Here is a 21,649-nt window from a genome sequence, read left to right as displayed (position 1 = left end):
TAACGAACCAATTGGAGGTTGGAAATGAGTAAGAATTTAGTCATCGTAGAGTCGCCTTCTAAATCGAAGACGATTGAAAAATATTTAGGATCTGATTACAAAGTTGTTTCTAGCAAGGGCCATATTTGCGATTTGGCAACGAGTGGAAAAGAAGGATTGGGAATTGATATCGATCATGATTTTAAACCTACATACAAGATCAATTCAGATAAAAAAGATGTTGTAAAAGAATTAAAAAAGCTTGCGAAGAACAGCGGTTCTATCTATCTGGCAAGTGACCCGGATCGTGAAGGAGAAGCTATTGCGTGGCATTTGGCAAGAGAGCTGGATTTAGATGTTGATTCTACCAATCGGATCATCTTTCACGAAATCACTAAACCTGCGATTTTAGAAGCAATCAAGAATCCATCACATATTGATATGGATCTGGTTCGGTCTCAGGAAACACGGCGTATGTTGGACCGAATTATAGGTTTCAAGCTGAGTAAACTTTTAAAAAACAAGATCCAGTCTAAATCAGCAGGCCGCGTACAATCTGTGGCGCTGCATTTAATCGTAGAACGGGAAAAAGAGATCCAGGCTTTTCAGCCTAAAGAATACTGGAGCATTCATGCGAATCTAAAAAAAAGCAGAAAAAGTTTTACGGCGGATTTGACAAAAGTGGATGGAAAAAAACCAAAATTAGAAAACGAAGAGCAAGCCAATGCCGTTGTAAAACGTTGTCATAGTGATTTTGTTTTATCTTCATTGTCGACTCGTTCTCGTAAACGACAGCCCAAACTGCCGTTTACAACTTCGACTTTGCAGCAGGAATCCAGCACAAAATTGGGCTATGGAGCAAAAAAGACCATGACGATTGCCCAAAAGCTTTATGAAGGCATCGATCTTGGAGGGCAAATGCAAGGTCTGATAACTTATATGCGTTCAGATTCTACACGCTTGAGTGATCTGTTTGTCAAAGATGCGCATGCTTATATTGAAAACGAATACGGCAAAGATTATATTGGCCCTGTTCATGCCCATAATTCTAAAAATGCACAAGATGCTCACGAAGCTATTCGACCGACAAATATCAATAACGTACCTGAAAAAATTAAAGCATATTTGACCAATGAACAATATCGTCTGTATTCTTTGATCTATGCACGGACTGTAGCTTCTTTGATGAGCGATGCGGTATTTAGTGTGACTAATGCGAAATTTGAATGCAATGGTTGTGAGTTTACAAGTTCAGGGCAAATGCTGAAATTTGACGGCTACTTAAAAGTTTATTCAGCTTATGAAAAACAGAAAGATGAAATCTTGCCGGCTTTGGAAAAAGGCGAACTCTTTTCCGATGTACCCGTAGAAGCCAAACAACATTTCACAGAACCGCCTGCACGTTATACAGAAGCTCGCTTGATCAAAGATCTGGAAGAGAAGTCAATTGGCCGACCTAGCACTTATGCTATGATCATTGACACTTTACAAAAACGAGGTTATGCCTTGTTGCAGCCAGATCCAAACAAAACGACCAAAACGAAAGTATTCTTTCCCAGCGACCAGGGGATCTTGACAGATGAGAAGCTTCAAGAATATTTTAAAAGCGTAATCAATGTAGAATACACGGCCAATATGGAAAATTCTTTGGATTCCATAGCCGATGGCGATACGGATCCGATAGCTTATCTTCATTCTTTCTATGATGAATTTGAACCTTTGGTAGAAGATGCCTATGACAAAATGCCGAAAAAAGAATTAGAAAGAGTGGGTCGTACATGTCCGGATTGCGGAGGAGAACTGGTTTACCGCAATGGTAAATATGGTCGTTTTATCTCTTGTATCAACTTTCCGAAATGTCGATATACCGAAAGTCAGGAAGAAACTAACCCGGCTGCAGAAGAAGGACAAGAAGAGAAGATCTGCCCAAATTGCGGTGCTAAAATGGTTATCAAAAAAGGACGATTTGGTCCTTTTTGGGCATGTACAAATTATCCGGAATGCAAGACGATTGTCTCTTTGAAAGAGAAAGCCAAACCTCAGCCAACCGGTGAAAAATGTCCGGAATGCGGACACGATCTCGTGTTGCGAAAATCGCGCTTTGGAACGACTTTTGTCGGCTGCAGCAATTATCCAAAATGTCGATATATCAAAAAAAGCGAAAAGAAAAAGGAGTCAAAAGATGCCTCGTGAAGTTACGGTGATCGGAGCCGGATTGGCCGGATGTGAAGCGGCTTGGCAGCTGGCTTTGCGGGGGATTCCGGTCCATCTGATTGAGATGCGTCCCCAAAAATATCCGCCGGCTTTTCATACAGACGGCTTTGCTGAACTCGTTTGTTCTAATTCTTTGCGTTCGAACGCGCTGAATAATGCAGTCGGGATCTTAAAAGAAGAGTTGCGCATCTTGAATTCTTTGATACTGAAAACGGCCGATTCCTGTGCGGTTCCTGCCGGGAGCGCTTTGGCGGTGGATCGGCACTTGTTTTCTGAAACGATCACAAAAACATTAAAGAACCATCCTGCCATTCGTGTCAGTTATGAAGAAGTAATCGAAATACCCGATGGACCATGTATCATCGCAACGGGCCCTTTGACAAGCGATGCCTTTGCACAAACGATCAATGAATTTTTAGAGGTTGAACCCCTGCATTTTTATGATGCGGCTGCTCCTATCGTTGAAAAAGATTCAATTGATTTTAACAAGGCCTATTACAAATCGCGGTATGACAAAGGCGAAGCAAGCTACATCAACTGTCCGATGGATCAAAACGAGTTTGATCGGTTTTATGAAGCTTTGATCTCTGCAGAGTGTGTAAAGATGCATGATTTTGAACTCAAGGTCTTCGAAGGCTGCATGCCTATCGAAGAGATGGCCAAAAGGGGTAAAAAGACCATGTTGTTTGGTCCTTTAAAACCGGTTGGTTTGGAAAAGGATATGAACCACCATCCGGTAGCGGTTGTTCAACTTCGTCAAGATAACGTTGCCGCTTCTTTATACAATATTGTGGGTTTTCAAACACATCTGACTTGGCCTGAACAAAGAAGGGTATTTTCTCTGATTCCTGGATTAGAGAATTTGAAGATCACTCGTTATGGCGTGATGCATCGAAATACTTTTATTTGTTCGCCACGTGTCCTTCAAGAAACATATCAATCTAAAAAACGTCCGGATCTCTTTTTTGCGGGACAATTGACGGGCGTGGAAGGTTATGTCGAATCGTGTGCCAGCGGGCTGATCGCTGGAATCAATATGGCACGCATGATTTGCGGCAAGGATCCCATTGTTTTTGGGAATACGTGCATCATGGGCTCTCAGGCTCATTACATTACGCATTGTACGCCTTCTCACTTTCAACCGATGAATGCGAATTTTGGGGTGGTCAACCTGCAGGAAAAATGTAAAAAGGCTCAACGGAAAGAAAAGATCTGTGAGCAGGCTTTAAAACGTATACGACAGATCCAGGAGGAAATCAATGAATGAGTTGATCGAGCGGTTTCTTCAATATGTCTATCATCAGCATTCGCAATCAGATAAAACAGTCGAGGCCTATCGAAGAGATCTCAATCAATTTGTAGAATTTCTTAAAAGCCAGGGAATTACGGATTTTGAAGACGTAGATCGCCTGGTTTTTTTGGATTATTTGTCGCATATCCGCACGTTGTCAGATGGTTCTATGGCAAAAAACTCTACGATTGCTCGCAAATTAAGCACATATCGCTCCTTTTACAAATATTTGAATGAGTATATCGGGATCCCAAATAATCCTTTAAATTCTCTCCATTCACCGAAAACGTCTCGAAAGATACCGGATTTTCTCTTTGTTTCTGAAATTCAAACGTTCTTGGAATCCTATGACCTTCAAAAACCGGCAGAGCTCCGGGATAAAATGTTATTCTCGTTAATGTATGCCTGTGGGCTTCGTGTCAGCGAAATCGTTTCATTACAATGGGAAGATGTCCATTTGGATGATCGTTTTGTTCGTATTGTAGGAAAAGGAGATAAAGAAAGAATTGTTCCATTCTATCAGGGTTTATGCTCGATGTTTCAGAGTTATCGGCTTTCTTATTGGGAAAAGGTGGCTAAGCAAACCAATCATGTCTTCGTCTCTTTGCGAGGAAAACCCATGACCACTCGAGCTGTTCAAATGCTGATGCAAAAACATGCAGATGCGATCGGGATGGGAATGAACGTTCATCCCCATATGCTCCGACACAGTTTTGCGACCCATTTGTTAGACAACGGAGCAGATATTCGAATTGTTCAGGAACTTCTGGGCCATTCCAGCTTGTCGACGACCCAGATCTATACACATTTGTCCCCACAAAAATTATTAAAAGAATACGAGCGTTCTCATCCTCTTGCCAATCATAGAATCAAGTCTTAAGAATGCGCAGTTTCTGCTTGAATTGGCCTAATGGACATGCTAATATATAAAGGCGCGAAAGTGCAAATACACACATCATGGATTCGCTTGCCCGTGCATATCAAGAATGTTGCGAGCGTTCGAAATGATGGAGGAGTAACGGAAAGGAAGGACTATTATGTCAATTGTATCAATGAAAAAATTGCTGGAGAATGGTGTTCATTTCGGACATCAGACTCGTCGCTGGAATCCTAAGATGAAACCATACATCTATACCAGCCGTAACGGAGTCTATATTGTAGACTTGAATCAAACGATCGAACAGATTGAAGAAGCTTATGCTGAATTAAAAGCGATCAGTGAACGCGGTGGAAAGGTTCTGTTTGTAGGAACTAAAAAACAAGCTGCAGAAACGATTGAAGAACAAGCTTTGCGTTCTGGTTCATTCTATGTAAACAAACGCTGGTTGGGTGGTTTATTAACAAACTTCCGTACAATTCAAAAACGTGTAAAACGTTTGGTTGAAATCGAAGAAATGGAAGCCAGCGGAAAAATTGAAGTATATACGAAAAAAGAACAGGCTTCTTTGCGTAAAGAAAAAGCTAAATTGGAAAGCAGTTTAGGCGGAATCAAAGAAATGAAGAAATTGCCGGATGCCATCTTCATCATTGATCCAAAAGAAGAACACAACGCTGTTGCTGAAGCTAAGAAATTAGGCATCCCTGTGTTTGCGATGTTGGATACAAACTGTGATCCAGATGATGCTACTTATCCAATCGCATCAAACGATGATGCAGCTCGCTCTATTAAATTAGTCACTACGATTTTAGCGGATGCTATTGTTGATGCTAAGGGTGGCGTTCTGGAAATGGCTTATTTGGATAACACAGAAGAAGATGTGACAATGGATGATGTTATTCGCAACGTGGAACAGCAGATTGCTGAAAACGAAAGAAGACGTCGTCAGCGCATCGAAGAAAAACGCAAGAGAAACTTCGAACGTCGTAACCGTCGTTTTAACAAACCAGCTCCAAAACAAGAAGAAACAAAAGCTGAATCAGCTCCTGAAGCCGAAGCGGTTGCAGAAGCAGAATAATCAAGAAAGAGAAGGAGAATGAACATGGCTATTACCGCAAGTCAAGTTAAAGAATTACGTGAAAAAACTGGTGCCGGAATGATGGATTGCAAAAAGGCCTTGACAGAATGCGAAGGAGATATCGCAAAAGCTGTTGACTGGCTTCGTGAAAAAGGCATCGCAAAAGCTGAAAAGAAAGCAGGACGTATCGCAGCAGAAGGTTTGACTCGTGTTGCTAGTCAAGGAAATGATGCGGTGATTTTTGAAGTCAATTCAGAAACGGACTTTGTTGCTAAAAACGAACAGTTCTTACATGTATTAGATGTTTTACAGGCTGCTCTTTTAGAAGCCAAGCCAGCTAGCCAGGAAGAGGCTATGAAGGTCAATACATCTGAAGGAACTGTAGAAGAAGTCATTACAAACGCAACGGCAACGATCGGAGAAAAGATTTCTTTCCGTCGCGTTAACGTTGTTACTAAACAAGATGACGAAGTATTTGGGACTTACATGCATATGGGTGGCAAAATCTCGGCTGTCGTTGTTCTAAAAGGTACACAAGATGCCCAGCTGGCTAAAAATATCGCAATGCAGGTCGCTAGTATGTCGCCTGCTTATGTAAGCCAGGATGAAATTCCTTCTGAAGTTGTAGAACATGAACGCGAACTGCAGCTGCAGATGATGCAGAATGATCCAAAGATGGCGAATAAACCAGAAAAAGTATTACAGGGAATCTTAAAAGGAAAAGTAGATAAACACTTTAAAGATCTTTGTTTAAATGATCAGGAATACTTCTTGGAACCTAAACAAAAGGTTGGACAATACTTAAAAGAGAATGGTGCATCTGCAGTATGCTTTGTTCGTTATCAGACGGGTGAAGGTATTGAAAAGCGTGAAGAAAATTTCGCTGAAGAAGTAATGTCACAAATCAAGGGCTAATGGGTAACCAAATAATTTAGGGGACTCGGCCAGAAATCTAGGGGAGAATTTAGGGGACTAACCAATAGTCATAAATTTTCTACTCCCCTAAATTAAAAATTCAGCTGTAAAAGGAGGGTGAAATTGCCCTCCTTTTCATATCTCCCAGTCTAGTATTGATTCTGTTGATATTATCTTAATTTGGTCTTATTGTAACAGCCGCGTTTGGTCCCGTTTTTCTTAAACTCAGATCTGGATCTTGGGATTCCCCTGATAGCTGGATTTCTTCGCATGCTTAAGAGGATGCGGTTTCGTGTATAATGAAAATCAGAGAAGCCTCGTGCGTTTCTCTTATAATCCTTCGGTTTTCGGTTGAAGGATTCCATCGGTCCATTGGATAATCGGCTATAGTATTCTTTTTCTTCGGTTTCGGTTTTTCTATGGACCTTTAATTTTGTGAACGAATGGATGATCATTTCCTTATGGGATTCCAGAAAACGAGAAAAATCATAGAATATGAGTTGATCAGAATCTCGATATCTAGATATGAGATTCTCCAATGCATTCTGAACATCCTCTGTCTTTTCATATTCGATCTGATTGAAACGAATGTATTCTTCTTTCAGATCCCGCAGCTTTTTGAAATTTGGATCCAGGTCCAAGAACATCTTCTCGATTGTGAACGTATCTACATTCATCCCCAGACGCTTGTGATAGTATCTTTTTGTTGAATAATTGATCTCATCTCTATTCTTGAGCAGGATCCAACGGTAGCTTTTCAAAAGTACAACCTCTCTGGAATCCTGAATGATCTGAAAGTCCCGGTTCGTATCATGATTCTTCTTTTCCAGTCGTTTCCTGTCTCTTTCCTGGTATCGCTTAAGGACCCTATAAAGATAGGTGTTGAGCCGACTTATAATATATTTGACGACATGGAAAGAATCCAGTATCAGACAGGCGTTTGGAAAGAACTTTTCTGGTAACTTTAAGTAGTTCTGATAAGCATCGCAAATGATTCCCTTGACTTGTTTGCGTTCCTCCAGAGGAATGGAAAGGAAATAGTCTTCCAGTGTGGACATCCATCGATTGTGGACCATGTCGATAATATCACCATTGATGAAATCCATGATGACAAATGTATATTTGTCTTTGTCGCTGATATTGAGGAAGACCTCATCGATGGAGATGTATTCTGAAAGAGGAAGCCGGGGAAGGTCGACATAGGCATTGAAAAGATCATGGACCTGTGTATCGGACATGTTGAATTGTCTGGCAACCTGAGCAGCCGATTTATTGAGATCCTTCATCGCATCGATGACCAAAAGAGGTGTGATGTTTGACGAATGAGCGTAGCGTTCCAGAAATGGGAACTGATCATTGAGGTAAAGTCCACAATGAGGACAGTACCATTTTCTCTGGTGGATGATGAGAAAGAGCCTGGTGGTATCCTGGAGCACAGGATGATTTACTTTACGGATATAGAATCCCTTGGAATGCATACGACAGTTACATCTGGGACAGAAGTTGGGATCTGGTCTACGGAATATGTGTATAGACTTGATATCATCAGCGATGTCGATATGATCGACAAAGATAGAAGGATCGTTTGAGATGTTCAGAAGATCCATGATATCCGTTTGTATTAGATTAGAATCAGTCATAAAACCTCCTTTTGACCGGGAGATATGACAAAAGAGATTATATAAAATCAGGATTAAAAAGCATAGAAAAAGGGAACTGTTTCAGTCCCCTAAATTGGTCCCCCAGATTCTCCCCTAAATTGTCCCCTAAACTTTACTCCCCTAAATATTTTGGATACCCGGGCTAATCAGCCCTTCTTTTTTTTGACATTTTATGAAAAGTTTTCATTTTTATGTTGATAAAAATTTTCAAAACTGTATAATAGTTTCATAGCTAAGAAGAGAAGTAGTACAGAATCCCTTTTTCTTAAGAGAATTGACGGTGGGTGCAAGTCATGAACAAGGTTTCTGGAACGTGTCTTGGAGCTTCTATGTCAAAGCATTGCGAGGCATAGACGTAATCGGCGTTAACGATGAGGTGTCATTTATATAGTATAAATGGAAAAAAGGTGGTACCGCGCATTTACGTCCTTTAGAAATAAGGACGTTTTTTTTATAGATGGGAGTGATAACGATGTTTGAAAATGTCCGACGATGCAGGAATCGATTATATAGATTGAAAAAGTATATAGAAGGAGGACAATAACATGGAAAAGAAAAAATACAATAAAATCGTTTTAGCATATTCTGGAGGATTGGATACTTCTGTCTTGATCCCATGGCTTAAAGAAAATTATGGAGCTGAGATCATTGCCGTCAGCGGGAATGTCGGACAAGGGACGGAGTTAGATGGTCTGGAAGAAAAGGCTTTAAAAACCGGAGCCAGTAAATTATATATTGAAGATCTGACAGATGAATTTGTCAATGACTATATCATCCCGACTATGCAGGCAGGGGCTACTTATGAACAATATTTATTAGGAACAAGTTTTGCTCGTCCGATCATCGCCAAAAGAATTGTCGAAATCGCGAAAAAAGAAGGAGCAGATGCAATCTGTCACGGATGTACGGGCAAAGGAAATGATCAGGTTCGTTTTGAACTCGCTATTCAGGCTTTTGCTCCTGAAATGGATATCATTGCCCCTTGGCGTTTCTGGGAATTAAATTCCAGGGAAAAAGAAATCGCATATGCTCAAGCACATAACATTCCTTTAAAAATCAATAAAGAGACAAATTACTCGAAAGATAAAAATTTGTGGCATTTGAGTCATGAAGGATTGGATCTGGAAGATCCAGCCAATGAAGCTCCATTGAATAAACCAGGGTTCTTAGAAATGGGAGTCTCTCCTGAACAGGCACCGGATACTCCGACCAATGTAAAGATTCATTTTGAAAAGGGAGTTCCCACTGCTGTTGATGACCAACAGATGAGTACAACAGAGGTTATTAAAAAGTTAAATGAACTTGGCGGAGCAAATGGCTGCGGGATCTTGGATATCGTGGAAAACAGACTGGTGGGGATGAAAAGTCGTGGCGTTTATGAAACCCCGGGTGGAACTATCTTGTATAAAGCACATGAAAAGCTGGAAGAGATTACCCTCGATAAAGAAACACAACATTATAAACAATCCTTAGCATTAAAATTTGCAGATCTGGTTTATAACGGCCAATGGTATACCCCTTTAAGAAAGGCGATGAGTGCTTTTGTGACCAGTACGCAAGAGACCGTAACAGGCGATGTGATTTTAAAGCTTTATAAGGGTAACATTCTTCCTGTATCTGTGACCAGTCCTTATTCTCTATACAGTGCAGGAATGGCAACTTTTGATGAAGACGATTGTTATGATCAAAGCGATTCAGCAGGTTTCATCCATTTGTTTGGATTGCCGTTGAAGGTCAGAGCCATCAAGGCAAAAGAAATCGATGATTTTCCGGGAGTTGAATAATGACAAAGCTTTGGACAGGTAGATTCTCAAAAGAAACAGACCATTTGCTGGATGTTTTAAATGCTTCTCTTCCTTTTGATCAAAAAATGGCAAAGCAAGATATTCAAGGGTCTCTTGCTCATGTCAAGATGTTAAAAGATCAAAAAATCATCTCTTCAGATGATTATGACCAGATAAGCCAAGGGTTGACATCGATTCAAAAAGATATTGATGAAGGGTCCTTGCCAATCGAAGGAGCAGAAGATATTCACAGTTTTATTGAACAAGAACTGACATTACGGATTGGCCAAGCGGGAAAAAAATTACATACGGGCCGATCTCGCAATGATCAGGTAGCGGTAGACCTTCGTTTATATACAAAAGAGTCTGTTCAAAGGATTCAGGCATTGATACTAGATTTGATTTCCATGTTGATTCAAAGATCAAAAGAGCATTTAACGACTGTTATGCCAGGCTATACACATCTACAAAGAGCACAGCCCGTGACTTTGGCTCATGTATGGATGGCTTATGGAAATATGTTGAAGCGAGACTGGATCCGCTTTCAGAATGCTTTTGAGCTCATGGATGAATGTCCTTTAGGCTCCGGAGCTCTGGCAACTTCCACATATCCGATCGATCGTCAAAAGACAAGTTCACTTTTAGGATTTGCTGCTCCCACTTCGAATTCTATCGACGGTGTAAGTGATCGCGACTACTGCATGGAGATTGCATCCGCATGTTCAATTATGATGATGCATCTTTCAAGGATGTGTGAAGAGATGATCCTGTGGTGTTCGGCAGAGTTTCATTTTATGGAATTGGATGATGCCTTTTCCACAGGCTCCAGCATTATGCCGCAAAAGAAGAATCCTGACGTATGTGAATTGATTCGTGGGAAGACAGGGCGTGTTTATGGACATCTTGTCACACTGTTAACGATGCAGAAAGGCTTATCTCTTGCATATAATAAAGATATGCAAGAAGATAAGGAAGCCTTTTTCGATATTTTGGAAACCGTGATTCATTCTTTACAAGTAATGACTCCTATGATCAAAAGTGCAAAATTTGACGTCGAAGCCATGCACCAAGCAGCATTAGGAGGCTATATCAACGCAACGGATTGTGCTGATTATCTTGCGAAAAAAGGATGTCCTTTTCGGGATGCTTATAAGATCGTGGGAGAACTTGTAGCTTATTGTATAGAGAAAAAATGTTCTTTAAATGATCTTGTATTGGATGAGATGCAAAGCTTCTCTTCTTTGTTTGATGAGGATGTCTATGATGCGATTGATTTGCAGACCTGTGTATCGCAAAGAAACGTATTAGGTGGACCAGCGCCCGAACAAGTGAAGATCCAGATCCTAGAATTGGAACGATTTATAGAAACGAGGTAATTCATGCTTAAACCAAAAATCTATATTGATGGACAAGCTGGAACGACAGGTCTAGAAATCGTTTCACGATTATCCAAACGAGAGGATTTGGAACTGTTGTTGATCCCTGAGCAAGATCGACATAATGATCAAGTTAGAAAACAATATATGCAAGAAGCGGATCTTGTCTTTCTTTGCTTGCCAGATCAGGCAAGTATAGAAGCTGCCAAGTGGATTGATTTAGATACCAAAGTCATTGATGCTTCTACGGCGCATCGTACGGATCCTAAATGGGTTTATGGATTTCCAGAGCTTTCAATTGAACATAGACAAAAGATTGCTCAGTCTAAGCGAGTGGCGAATCCCGGCTGTCATGCGACCGGTTTTATCAGTATTGTTTCACCACTGGTTCAAAAAGGAGTTCTGTCCTCAGAGCAGATCATTCACTGTACTTCGTTAACCGGCTATTCCGGAGGCGGGAAAAAGATGATTGATGCTTATGAGAATCATAAGACGGAGGCAATGGAAGCACCTCAGATCTATGGGCTGGACATGCAACATAAACATTTAAAAGAGATGCAGTTGGTTTGCGGGCTCAAAAATGCTCCTTTATTTTCACCGATCGTAGATGATTATAAAAGAGGAATGCTGACCTGTATTCAACTCCCTTTGAATGCTAAAAATCTATATTCTGTCTATCGAGATTTCTATACAAATGGATTAGTCCATGTTCATCCTTTTGGCTATCCGGCCAATATTAATGCAAATGGTTTTTCACATCGGGATGATTTGGAAATTATTGTTACCGGAAATGAAAAGCAGGCTTTGATTTGTGCTCTTTTTGATAACTTAGGCAAAGGGGCTTGTGGAGCGGCTATCCAAAACATGAATCTGATGTTGGGAATCAAAGAAACGAAAGGATTGCAGTTTTAAAGGAAGGAAGTGTAAATATGCAGTTGATCAAAGGTGGTGTTTGTGCCCCGAGAGGTTTTATGGCAGGGGCATGCCATTGCGGAATTCGAAAATCTCAATCTAAATCCGATTTAGCTATTATCTATTCAAAAACGAAGGCAAAGACGGCAGCTGTGTATACGACCAATCGCGTTAAAGCTGACTGCATTTTTGTCACTAAAGAGCATTTAGAAGATCACCAGGCACAAGCCATCATCTGTAATTCCGGCAATGCGAACGCCTGTGCTCCTTATGGAAGAGAAAATGCAGAGCGTGAGGCATTGGCTTGTGCTCAATATCTTGGGATTGCATCTGAAGATGTGATCGTAGCCAGTACTGGAGTGATCGGACAAGAACTTGCGATTCAATGTATTGAGCAAGGCGTTTCGAAAATTGAGCTTCAGGAAGATGGTTCAAATTTAGCATCACAAGCGATCATGACAACAGATACCCGGTCAAAGGATTGTGCAGTTCGGTTTGAAATTGACGGAATTCCTTGCCATATTGGCGGGATCTGTAAAGGATCGGGAATGATCCATCCGAATATGGGAACTATGCTGGCTTTTATAACGTGCGATGTTTCAATCGATGCTCATCTCTTGCAAAAGGCTTTAGTTGAGAATACAAAAAGAACTTTTAATCGTGTTACTGTCGATGGAGATACATCAACCAATGATATGTGTGTCGTTATGGCAAATGGCATGGCTCGCAATAAGCCGATCGTATCAGAAGATGAAGCTTATGTTGCTTTTAAGGAAGCGTTAAAAACTGTAATGGAGAATCTGGCCATACAGATTGCCTCCGATGGTGAGGGGGCCAGCCGTTTATTGAGTGTCACAGTTTATGAGGCTGAAACGGAAGCACAAGCGGAATCTTTAGCGAAGTCTATCTGTTCCAGTTCTTTGTTCAAGGCGGCTATGTTTGGATCGGACGCAAACTGGGGGCGTGTTTTATGTGCCATGGGTTATTCTGGTGTTGATTTTGACATTTCTAAAGTGGATATCTCATTTGCTTCGCAGTACGGAAAGATTCAAGTTTGCTCACAGGGAAGAGGTCTGGATTTTGATGAAAAGATGGCAAAAAAAGTATTGAGTGCAGATGCCGTACAAGTTTTAGTTTCTTTAGGGCAAAAAGATCAAGTCGTAACTTGCTGGGGCTGTGATCTGACATATGATTACGTAAAAATCAATGGAGATTATCGAACATGAACACACAAAATCGCGCACAGATCTTAGTAGAAGCATTGCCATATATCCAAAAGTATCGCGGAAAAGTTCTTGTAATCAAATATGGAGGCAATGCCATGATCAACGAAGAACTTAAACAGGCGATTATTCAAGATGTAGTTTTATTGAATATGGTTGGAGTTCAAGTTGTTTTAGTCCATGGAGGAGGACCTGAAATTTCCAAGCTTTTAAATCAGGTTGGAAAAGAATCGAAATTCATTAACGGTCTGCGATATACAGATGAACAGACAATTGATTTTGTACAAATGGCACTTTGCGGAAAAGTCAATAAAGATCTCGTTTCTTTGTTGGAGAAAGCCGGAGGAAGAGCGGTTGGTCTTTCTGGTCTGGACGCTTCTATTTTTAAGGCTTTACGGCACACGGATATCTACAGAACAGATTATGGGTATGTAGGAGATATCATCAAAGTGGATGCAACTCTGGTCCGTCAATTATTGGATGAGGGGTACATTCCGGTCATCAGCAGCTTAGCGCGCGGTTATGATGAAGATGTCAATTACAATGTCAATGCAGATTTGGCGGCAGAAAAAATTGCGATAGCTTTAAAAGCAGAAAAGTTTATCTTATTGACGGATGTCAGCGGTGTCATGGAAGATGTCAATGATCCTGATTCTTTGATTCCTTCCATTCAAGTATCACAAGTATCGGCTTTAGAAAAGAAAGGAATCATCTCTGGCGGTATGATTCCCAAAGTTCAATGTTGTGTTGAAGCTGTTCGTCAAGGAATTCGATTTGCCAATATACAAGATGGTCGTATTCCTCACTCGATCTTGATCGAGCTTTTGAGTGATCAAGGTGTAGGAACTGTATTTTATTAGGAGGTTGTCATGGATCTTTTATCAATCAAAGAAATGGAATCTAAATATGTCATGCAAACTTATTCTCGTGAGGATGTTTTGTTGGTTAAAGGTCAGGGATGTCTTCTTTATGATGATCAAGGCAATGAGTATATCGATATGACTTCGGGGATCGGTGTGAATTGTCTAGGCCACAATCATCCTAAACTTGTAGAAGCAATACAGGACCAAGCGCAAAAGTTGCTGCATTGTTCCAATATTTTTTATAGCGAACCTATGGTCTTGGTCGCTAGAGAATTAGTCAAAGCCACGGGTATGTCAAAAATGTTTTTTGCCAACACTGGCGCCGAAGCAAATGAAGGTCTGATCAAACTGGCTAGAAAGTATTCTCAGGATCATTATGGAAAAGGAAGATATAAGATCTTGAGTCTGGTTCAATCTTTTCATGGAAGAACTATGATGACATTGACGGCAACAGGACAGGATAAATTTCATCATGATTTTGATCCGTTTCCAGAGGGATTTGACTATGTCAAGGCGAACGATATCGCATCTTTTTTAGAGAAACTTGATGACAGCGTATGTTGTGTGATAATGGAAATGATCCAAGGAGAAGGGGGAGTTTTGCCTCTAGAAAAAGAGTTTGTACAAACTGTTGCCAAAATCTGCAAGGAAAGAGATATTCTTGTAGCAGTTGATGAAGTGCAAACAGGTATTGGTAGAACGGGCTCTCTATTCTGTTATCAACAATACGGAATCCAACCAAACATTGTAAGTATGGCAAAAGGACTCGGAGGAGGTGTCGTCATTGGCGGCTTTTTAGCGGATCAAAAGTGTTCTGAGGTTTTGACACCAGGTACACATGGTTCAACTTTTGGGGGAAATCCTTTGAGTGCTCGAGCGGCTCAAACAGTACTGAGTATAGTTAACCGGCCAGAGTTTTTAAAAGAAGTCAAAGAAAAAGGCGATTATCTGATGGATGGTCTAAAAAATATCGCTTCTAGTAAGATCAAAGAAGTTCGCGGCATGGGATTGATGGTCGGAGTCATTGTAGATCCAGAACAAAGAACACAATATGTACATGCTCTTCGCCATCGCGGCGTGCTCGTCTTAACAGCGGGAAAAGATTCTATTCGCTTGCTTCCTCCGCTGATTATTACGAAGGAGCAAATCGATAAAGCGGTCAGCGCATTTCAGGAGGTTTTCGAATGAAGCATTTATTAACCATGCAAGATCTGTCAAAGGACGAAATCATGGAGATCCTAGATCTTGCTGATCAACTCAAATATGAGAGAAAACACGGAATTTCTCATCGCTATTTAGAAGGAAAAAGCGTAGGATTGATCTTTCAAAAATCCAGTACACGTACACGAGTCTCTTTTGAGACTGGTGTTTATCAGTTAGGCGGACAAGCTTTGTTTTTGTCCAGTCGGGATTTACAGATAGGTCGAGGCGAACCGATCCAAGATACAGCACGAGTTTTATCGCGTTATCTTGATTTACTGATGATCCGGACGTTTGATCAAAAAGAGGTAGAAGATCTGGCTCGTTATGGTTCGGTTCCGGTTATCAATGGATTAACAGATTATTCGCATCCTTGTCAGGTTCTAGCGGATCTTATGACGATTCGCGAACGCTATGCTACTTTGGAAGGGGTAAAAATGTGCTATATCGGTGATGGAGATAATATGGCAAATTCTTTGATCGTCGGAGGCCTTTTAACCGGCATGGATGTTAGCGTTGCCACCCCAAAGGGATATGAACCTCATGTTAAAGTTTTAGAATTTGCCAAGGCATATCCTAGTTTTTCTTTGACAACAGACCCTGCAAAAGCAATACAGGATGCAGATGTTGTGATAACAGACACTTGGGCCAGCATGGGTATGGAAGAGGAAAAAGAAATCCGTCAAAAAGCGTTTCAGGGGTATACGGTAGACGATGCGCTGATGTCGTTAGCGAAACCAGGTGCAATGGTTCAACATTGTTTGCCGGCCTATCGCGGTCAGGAAATCACTGAAAAAGTTTTCGAAGATCATGCGGATGAAATTTTTGAAGAGGCCGAGAATCGCCTTCATGTCCAAAAAGCGGTTATGGTACTATTAATGAAGGAGGAATAATATGCGTATAGAAAATCGGGAAAATGTCCAAAATGGAAAGGGAACGGTTCACTTTGAGTACATTCTTTCACCAGAAGAGATGCATGGATACAATACTTTGTATGCGCGGATCACCCTTAAACCGGGATGTTCTGTAGGGTATCATGTTCATAAAGGGAATGGAGAAGATTATTTTGTTCTCTCAGGGGAGCCAACGATCAACGATAACAACGAAAGAGAAGTTATCTTGCATCCGGGAGAACACTTATTCTGTCCGGATGGACGTGGACATTCTATCACGAACAATACACAGGAAGATGTCGTTTTTATGGCATTGATTGTCAAATCTCCAGAAGTTTAAAGCATCGGATCATCCGATGCTTTTTGTATGTTCGAGAATTTGAATGTAGTTTTGAACACCCTTCTGTAAAATGCTTTCATCAAAATCAAAGTGATCGTTATGCAAGGGGATTCCAGTGCCTGTGCCTAGAAAAAAGAAAACGCCTGGCACATACTGTTGATACCAGCTGAAATCTTCCGAGATCATTTCGTGCTTGTTCAAAAGAACCAGATCCGGCAGGAAGGTCAATAGTTTTTCAATCAGTGCTGCATCATTTTTTACTGGAGGATAGCCTTCCGTGATGTGAAAATCAAAGGAACCTGGATACTTCTTTGCGGTACTTTTAAGAATATCTGTCAGCTGATGATAAACAGCATCATCCAAAGCTCTTAAAGTTCCTTCTAAGCGAGTGTGGTCGCTGACAACGTTGCGGATATCACCGCTATACATTTTTCCAAACCGCAATAAATAAGGAACTTCACCAGGAATTTCTTTGACTCTGGAATAGACTTCAGTTAAATAGTTTGCGGCAATTTCCAAGGCATCGATTCCTTGTTGGTAAGATGCTGCGTGGCTCTTTTTGCCATGAATATCGATATCGACTTCACTGCTTCGAGCCATCATAGGGCCGGTTTTTGTCGCAATTAACCCTTTTTTTAGATTTGGCCATAGATGCGTTCCATAAATCTGGCAAACATGATAGATGTCTAAAAAACCAGTTTCGCACATTAATTTAGCGCCTCCAGGGGATTCTTCTCCCGGTTGGAAGATCAAAAGTACATTGACATTCAAACGTTTATAATTCTCTTTCAAATAATCGGCCAATCCCAATAACATAGCCATATGACCATCGTGACCGCAAGCATGCATCCTTCCATTATGCCGGCTTTTGAATGTGCAGGATGTTTTTTCCTCCACCGGTAAGGCATCCATATCACTTCGAAAGGCAATTGTTTTTTTCTTATGATTATTAAAATAGGCTATCACGCTGGAAGGGATAGGGCTGCAGATTTGACAAGGGTATGTATTTAAAATATTTAGTATATAATTTTGAGTTTTGGGAAGATCTAATTCCAACTCGGGAATTTGATGTAGATCTTGTCGATATCTTCGAATATTCTCTAGCATGTATTCATTGTAATAGAAAATGAAAAAATATACAAAATATTTTACATTTTGTTTCATAATATGTATAATATTTTCAAGATAGAGGCGCAGAAACGAAGATGACCAAGGAGCTGGCAAGCTGTGATCTGGATCGGGGGCAATTCTGCCGAACTGCTTGTTTTGGCAAAAATAAGCGGTGGGTCGATAAAGAATATTTATCGGACTGTCTACGTTTGTAGGGGAGCTATCAAATGGGTTTGTTACCAGCAAGAGATAGCTTGCTGGTTTTTATTTATCAGGAGTGGGCAAATGGATAAGGTCTTAAAAATTTCGGGAGTTCCAGTAACTCAACTTGCAACACAATATGGAACCCCTCTATATGTTTATGATGAAAATAAGCTGGTTGAGCAATGTCAGTCTTATAAACAGAACTTTGTGCATCCCGGTTTTACGACGGAGATCTTGTATGCTTCAAAAGCTTTTAGTTGTGTAGGAATGTTGCACTTGATCAAAGAACAAAGGCTTTGTGCAGATGTTGTCTCTATCGGAGAACTTGCAACTGCTCTGGAGGCTGGTCTGGATCCGGATCGTATATATTTTCATGGCAACAACAAAACTTTAGAAGAAATTAATTTTGCTATTGAACATGGAGTGTATCGTTTTTTTGTCGATAACGTTCAGGAAGCCGAGACATTGAAGAAATGTATTGAAAAGACCAATCAGAAACTTTTGGTCATGTTGCGCATCAATCCTTGCATTGAAGCGCATACACATGAATTTATACAGACTGCAAATATTGATTCTAAGTTTGGGATCAGTATTTACTCTATTGATGAGATCAAAACGTTGATTCGCTCTTTACAAACTCATGAACAAATTGTTTTTGAGGGACTCCATGCTCATATTGGTTCTCAGATCTTTGAAAAAGAGGCGTTTGTAAAAGAGGTTCAAACCATGTTTTCCTTTATATCCGATTTGGAACGTGATGGATTTTATTGTCCAAAACTTGATTTAGGAGGAGGCTTTGCGATTCATTATACAGATCAAGATCGCCCCATCCCGATTGAATCAATTTGTAAAACTATTTTAGATACATGTGCACAAGAACAGATTAACAAGAAAACGCATGTTAAGACGATTCTGATCGAACCAGGAAGAAGTATTGCTGGTGAAGCAGGTTCCACATTATATACAATTGGTTTTTCAAAACAGACACCGCATAAACATTATCTTTTTGTTGACGGGGGTATGAGCGATAACATTCGCCCTTGTCTTTATCAGGCACAGTACGATGCCGATGTTGCGACCCAAATGGATTCTGAAAAGAGTCGTAAAGTGTGTATAGCAGGAAAGTGTTGTGAATCAGGAGATGTTTTGATTCCCGAGATGAAGCTGCAGCCTTTTTCCCAAGGAGATCTTTTGATCATTTACTCTACAGGCGCTTATGGATTTAGCATGTTTAATAATTATAACCGGAATCTTCGCCCAGCCGTTGTATTTGTAAAAGATGGAAAGTCCAGATTGATTGTAAGGCGAGAATCTTTAGAGGATCTTTTAAAGGGGGATATACGATGAAGATAGCTTTCAGCAAATATCATGGATGCGGAAATGACTTTATCATCGTGAATGAAGCACAGTTTCCGATATCGATTCTTTCTGAGTTGATTCCTAAGATTTGTGATCGTCATACAGGGGTCGGGGCTGATGGTTTTATTTTAGTTAAAACAGATCCCTTAGAGATGATCTATTATAACCAGGATGGCTCACGAGCTCCTATGTGCGGCAATGGCATCCGTTGTTTTTCAAAGTACTGCATGGATCAAGGAATTGTACATCGAAATAGTTTTCCTGTTAAGACTCTTGCCGGTATAAAAGTGGTACGAAAACGTGAAGATTCATTATTTGAAGTCGATATGGGTAAACCCGATCGAGAGGATCTGTCTTTAGTTCACACGAGGGATAAGATCTGGGGACTTTCCTATCAAACTAATGAAAATGAAGTTTTTCGTTTGTATACCTTATTTCATAGTACAGTCCATACGGTTGTTTTTGTAGAAAATCTTGATTGTATCGATATGCAGCGGATTGGAAAACAGATATGTGAAGATCGTCTGTTTGCCCAACAGACCAATGTAAATTTTGTTCAGATCGTAGATCGAAAACATATTCGCATGCAGACTTATGAAAGAGGATGCGGAATGACATTGGCTTGTGGAACCGGAGCTTGCGCGGCGGTATCTTGTGCTTTTGATTTAGGTCAATGTGAGAATACAGTGAGAGTATCATTACCTAAAGGTGAATTACAAATTCAAATTGATGGGCAGGATCACGTTAAAATGATAGGTCCGGCAAAATGTATCGCGAAAGGAGAATATATATATGAAAATGATTAAAGGAAGCATCGTGGCGATGATTACACCGTTTCACGAAGATGGAAGTGTTAATTTCGAGAAAATCGAAGAGATGATCGAATTTCAAATCTCTCATTCAACCGATGGTATTCTTGTTCTGGGAACAACAGGGGAAAGTACGACCATGACGCACGAAGAAGATGATCAGGTCGCACAATTTACGATTGAGAAGGTTCGGGGGCGTGTCCCTGTGATCGTAGGTGCCGGATCGAACAGTACGCAGACCCAACTGGAAAAAAGTATCAAATACTCAAAAATGGGAGCGGACGCATTACTATTGATCTCGCCTTATTATAATAAAACGAACACGGAAGGTATGATCCAGCATTTTAAAGTTTGTGCAGATCAAGCTTCCTGTCCTTCGATTCTTTATAATATTCCAGGTAGAACAGGCTGTGCTATTTCGGAAGATGTTGTCAAAGTACTATCGAAGCACCCGAATATCTGTGGAATAAAAGAAGCAAGTGGAAACATTTCCTATGCGACCAATATTGCCAGATATCTAAATGATGACTTTGCGATGTATTCGGGAAATGATGATATGATCACAAGTATGCTTTCGATTGGCGCCAGCGGTGTCATCAGTGTTTTAAGCAACATTCTTCCTCAAGAGACGCATGATATGGTTTCATCCTTTCATCAAGGAGATGTAAAGCGTTCTTTAGATCTTCAACTTCAGTATTTGGATGTTATTCATGCGCTTTTCTGCGAAGTCAATCCGATTCCGGTCAAAGCCGCTATGAACCTGATGGGAATGCAAGTTGGCGGCTACCGTTTACCATTGTGTGAGATGGATTCCAAGAATTTAATGAAGTTACAGCGTGTTTTACAGGAGCAGGGATTATGCGAATAGCAGTGATTGGAAAAGGAAAAATGGGCACTTTGATTCGATCGAGTGCTTTGGCAAAAGGACATGAAGTGATTGGGTGTTTCGACAATACAGACAAAGACAGATTGAATGTTCCAGTGGACATGCTTCTTGATTTTAGTCATCGTGATAATCTAGATTGGGTTTTAGACTATACGAAAAAAAACGGAAATGGACTTGTTTATGGAACGACCGGTCTGGAAGAAGCAGATCTGGAAAAACTTCAAAACATTTCTAAAAAAGTACCAGTCTTTTATTCCACAAATTATTCTCTAGGAATCGCAGTTTTAAAACAAGTGATTGAAAAGGTGACACCTTTATTAAGAGAAGATTTTGATATGGAACTGGTTGAGAAACATCATAATCAAAAAAAAGATGCACCAAGCGGCACGGCTTTGACTTTGCTTGAAGCTATGGATCCCAATCAGGAATATCAGCATGTATTTGGGCGCCAGGGCATGGTTGGTGCTCGACAAAAAGAGATAGGGATCCATGCGGTTCGTGGCGGGACCATTGCCGGCGAACACAGTGTTTATTATTGTGGACAAGATGAAATTTTGACATTTTCTCATGAAGCGCTCAGTCGTCAGATCTTTGTCAATGGAGCTCTAAAAGCTGCTGAATTTCTACAATATCAAATACCTGGAATGTACTCGATGAAGGAGTTGATCAATTGAT

Annotated in this window: 19 protein-coding genes, 1 riboswitch and 1 other annotated feature; of the genes, 17 read left to right on the top strand and 2 right to left on the bottom strand. The window is 40.6% G+C overall.

The features are described 5' to 3' along the window. Positions 1–24: 24 nt before the first annotated feature. The 5 genes from topA to tsf all read left to right on the top strand — a co-directional run bounded on the left by topA (position 25) and on the right by tsf (position 6,354). Positions 25–2,172, top strand: a complete 2,148-nt coding sequence (topA, locus tag HNQ43_RS03020; RefSeq protein WP_183374633.1) for a type I DNA topoisomerase — start codon at positions 25–27, stop codon at positions 2,170–2,172. Further along, positions 2,162–3,460: a methylenetetrahydrofolate--tRNA-(uracil(54)-C(5))-methyltransferase (FADH(2)-oxidizing) TrmFO gene (trmFO, locus tag HNQ43_RS03015; protein WP_239461050.1), complete on the top strand. Its 1,299-nt coding sequence runs from the start codon at positions 2,162–2,164 to the stop codon at positions 3,458–3,460. The genes topA and trmFO overlap by 11 nt, the downstream gene beginning before the upstream one ends. Next, the gene (gene xerA, locus HNQ43_RS03010) at positions 3,453–4,364 is read left to right on the top strand and encodes a site-specific tyrosine recombinase/integron integrase (protein ID WP_183374630.1); all 912 of its coding nucleotides are present in this window, start codon (positions 3,453–3,455) and stop codon (positions 4,362–4,364) included. The genes trmFO and xerA overlap by 8 nt, the downstream gene beginning before the upstream one ends. A 157-nt stretch (positions 4,365–4,521) precedes the next feature. Then, positions 4,522–5,439: a 30S ribosomal protein S2 gene (gene rpsB / locus HNQ43_RS03005; protein ID WP_183374628.1), complete on the top strand. Its 918-nt coding sequence runs from the start codon at positions 4,522–4,524 to the stop codon at positions 5,437–5,439. A gap of 24 nt (positions 5,440–5,463) precedes the next feature. Then, positions 5,464–6,354 carry a translation elongation factor Ts gene (gene tsf / locus HNQ43_RS03000; RefSeq protein ID WP_183374626.1) on the top strand — a complete coding sequence of 297 codons (891 nt, stop codon included), beginning with the start codon at positions 5,464–5,466 and terminating at the stop codon, positions 6,352–6,354. Between the two features lie 170 nt (positions 6,355–6,524). Here the strand turns inward: tsf and HNQ43_RS02995 are convergent, their stop codons facing one another. Further along, complete coding sequence (locus HNQ43_RS02995; protein ID WP_244957027.1) at positions 6,525–7,994, bottom strand: ISL3 family transposase; 1,470 nt, start codon at positions 7,992–7,994, stop codon at positions 6,525–6,527. A gap of 246 nt (positions 7,995–8,240) precedes the next feature. Continuing rightward, positions 8,241–8,449, top strand: a binding site (T-box leader). Positions 8,450–8,560: 111 nt separating this feature from the next. Between HNQ43_RS02995 and HNQ43_RS02990 the strand changes: the two genes are divergently transcribed. From HNQ43_RS02990 to HNQ43_RS02955, 8 genes are read left to right on the top strand one after another with little or no spacing between them, the layout of a single operon-like run. After that, positions 8,561–9,799, top strand: a complete 1,239-nt coding sequence (locus HNQ43_RS02990) for an argininosuccinate synthase (protein ID WP_183374624.1) — start codon at positions 8,561–8,563, stop codon at positions 9,797–9,799. Continuing rightward, positions 9,799–11,175 carry an argininosuccinate lyase gene (gene argH / locus HNQ43_RS02985; RefSeq protein WP_183374622.1) on the top strand — a complete coding sequence of 459 codons (1,377 nt, stop codon included), beginning with the start codon at positions 9,799–9,801 and terminating at the stop codon, positions 11,173–11,175. The genes HNQ43_RS02990 and argH overlap by 1 nt, the downstream gene beginning before the upstream one ends. 3 nt (positions 11,176–11,178) lie before the next feature. Beyond that, positions 11,179–12,087 carry an N-acetyl-gamma-glutamyl-phosphate reductase gene (gene argC, locus HNQ43_RS02980; RefSeq protein WP_183374620.1) on the top strand — a complete coding sequence of 303 codons (909 nt, stop codon included), beginning with the start codon at positions 11,179–11,181 and terminating at the stop codon, positions 12,085–12,087. A 17-nt stretch (positions 12,088–12,104) separates the two neighbouring features. Next, entirely contained in the window at positions 12,105–13,313 is a 1,209-nt protein-coding gene (argJ, locus tag HNQ43_RS02975) for a bifunctional glutamate N-acetyltransferase/amino-acid acetyltransferase ArgJ (RefSeq protein WP_183374618.1), read from the top strand. Beyond that, complete coding sequence (gene argB, locus HNQ43_RS02970; RefSeq protein ID WP_183374616.1) at positions 13,310–14,170, top strand: acetylglutamate kinase; 861 nt, start codon at positions 13,310–13,312, stop codon at positions 14,168–14,170. The genes argJ and argB overlap by 4 nt, the downstream gene beginning before the upstream one ends. Positions 14,171–14,179: 9 nt before the next feature. After that, a complete protein-coding gene (locus tag HNQ43_RS02965) occupies positions 14,180–15,361 on the top strand; it encodes an aspartate aminotransferase family protein (protein ID WP_183374614.1) in 1,182 nt (393 codons plus the stop codon). Then, complete coding sequence (gene argF / locus HNQ43_RS02960; RefSeq protein WP_183374612.1) at positions 15,358–16,266, top strand: ornithine carbamoyltransferase; 909 nt, start codon at positions 15,358–15,360, stop codon at positions 16,264–16,266. The genes HNQ43_RS02965 and argF overlap by 4 nt, the downstream gene beginning before the upstream one ends. A 1-nt stretch (position 16,267) precedes the next feature. Continuing rightward, positions 16,268–16,606, top strand: coding sequence for a cupin domain-containing protein (locus HNQ43_RS02955; RefSeq protein WP_183374610.1), 339 nt, complete (start codon positions 16,268–16,270; stop codon positions 16,604–16,606). Between the two features lie 9 nt (positions 16,607–16,615). On the opposite strand, the gene HNQ43_RS02950 is transcribed toward HNQ43_RS02955, so the two are convergent. Further along, positions 16,616–17,713: a M20 metallopeptidase family protein gene (locus HNQ43_RS02950; protein WP_183374608.1), complete on the bottom strand. Its 1,098-nt coding sequence runs from the start codon at positions 17,711–17,713 to the stop codon at positions 16,616–16,618. 71 nt (positions 17,714–17,784) lie between these two features. After that, positions 17,785–17,947, top strand: a riboswitch (Lysine riboswitch). Positions 17,948–18,001: 54 nt separating this feature from the next. Between HNQ43_RS02950 and lysA the strand changes: the two genes are divergently transcribed. The 4 genes from lysA to dapB are packed head-to-tail and all read left to right on the top strand — an operon-like array spanning position 18,002 to position 21,648. Then, on the top strand, positions 18,002–19,267 hold the full coding sequence (gene lysA / locus HNQ43_RS02945; protein WP_183374606.1) for a diaminopimelate decarboxylase: 1,266 nt from the start codon (positions 18,002–18,004) through the stop codon (positions 19,265–19,267). Further along, positions 19,264–20,085 (top strand): diaminopimelate epimerase, encoded by an 822-nt coding sequence (gene dapF / locus HNQ43_RS02940; protein WP_183374604.1) that lies wholly within the window; start codon positions 19,264–19,266, stop codon positions 20,083–20,085. Before lysA ends, dapF begins: the two co-directional genes overlap by 4 nt. Then, positions 20,072–20,956: a 4-hydroxy-tetrahydrodipicolinate synthase gene (gene dapA / locus HNQ43_RS02935; RefSeq protein WP_183374602.1), complete on the top strand. Its 885-nt coding sequence runs from the start codon at positions 20,072–20,074 to the stop codon at positions 20,954–20,956. Before dapF ends, dapA begins: the two co-directional genes overlap by 14 nt. Beyond that, on the top strand, positions 20,947–21,648 hold the full coding sequence (gene dapB, locus HNQ43_RS02930; RefSeq protein ID WP_183374600.1) for a 4-hydroxy-tetrahydrodipicolinate reductase: 702 nt from the start codon (positions 20,947–20,949) through the stop codon (positions 21,646–21,648). Before dapA ends, dapB begins: the two co-directional genes overlap by 10 nt. Position 21,649 lies beyond the last annotated feature (1 nt).

It is taken from the genome of Faecalicoccus acidiformans, assembly GCF_014202635.1.
GTDB classification, from domain to species: domain Bacteria; phylum Bacillota_I; class Bacilli_A; order Erysipelotrichales; family Erysipelotrichaceae; genus Faecalicoccus; species Faecalicoccus acidiformans.
The sequence above is the reverse complement of the archived record's forward strand: the minus strand, read 5'-3'. Positions and strand labels throughout refer to the sequence as shown.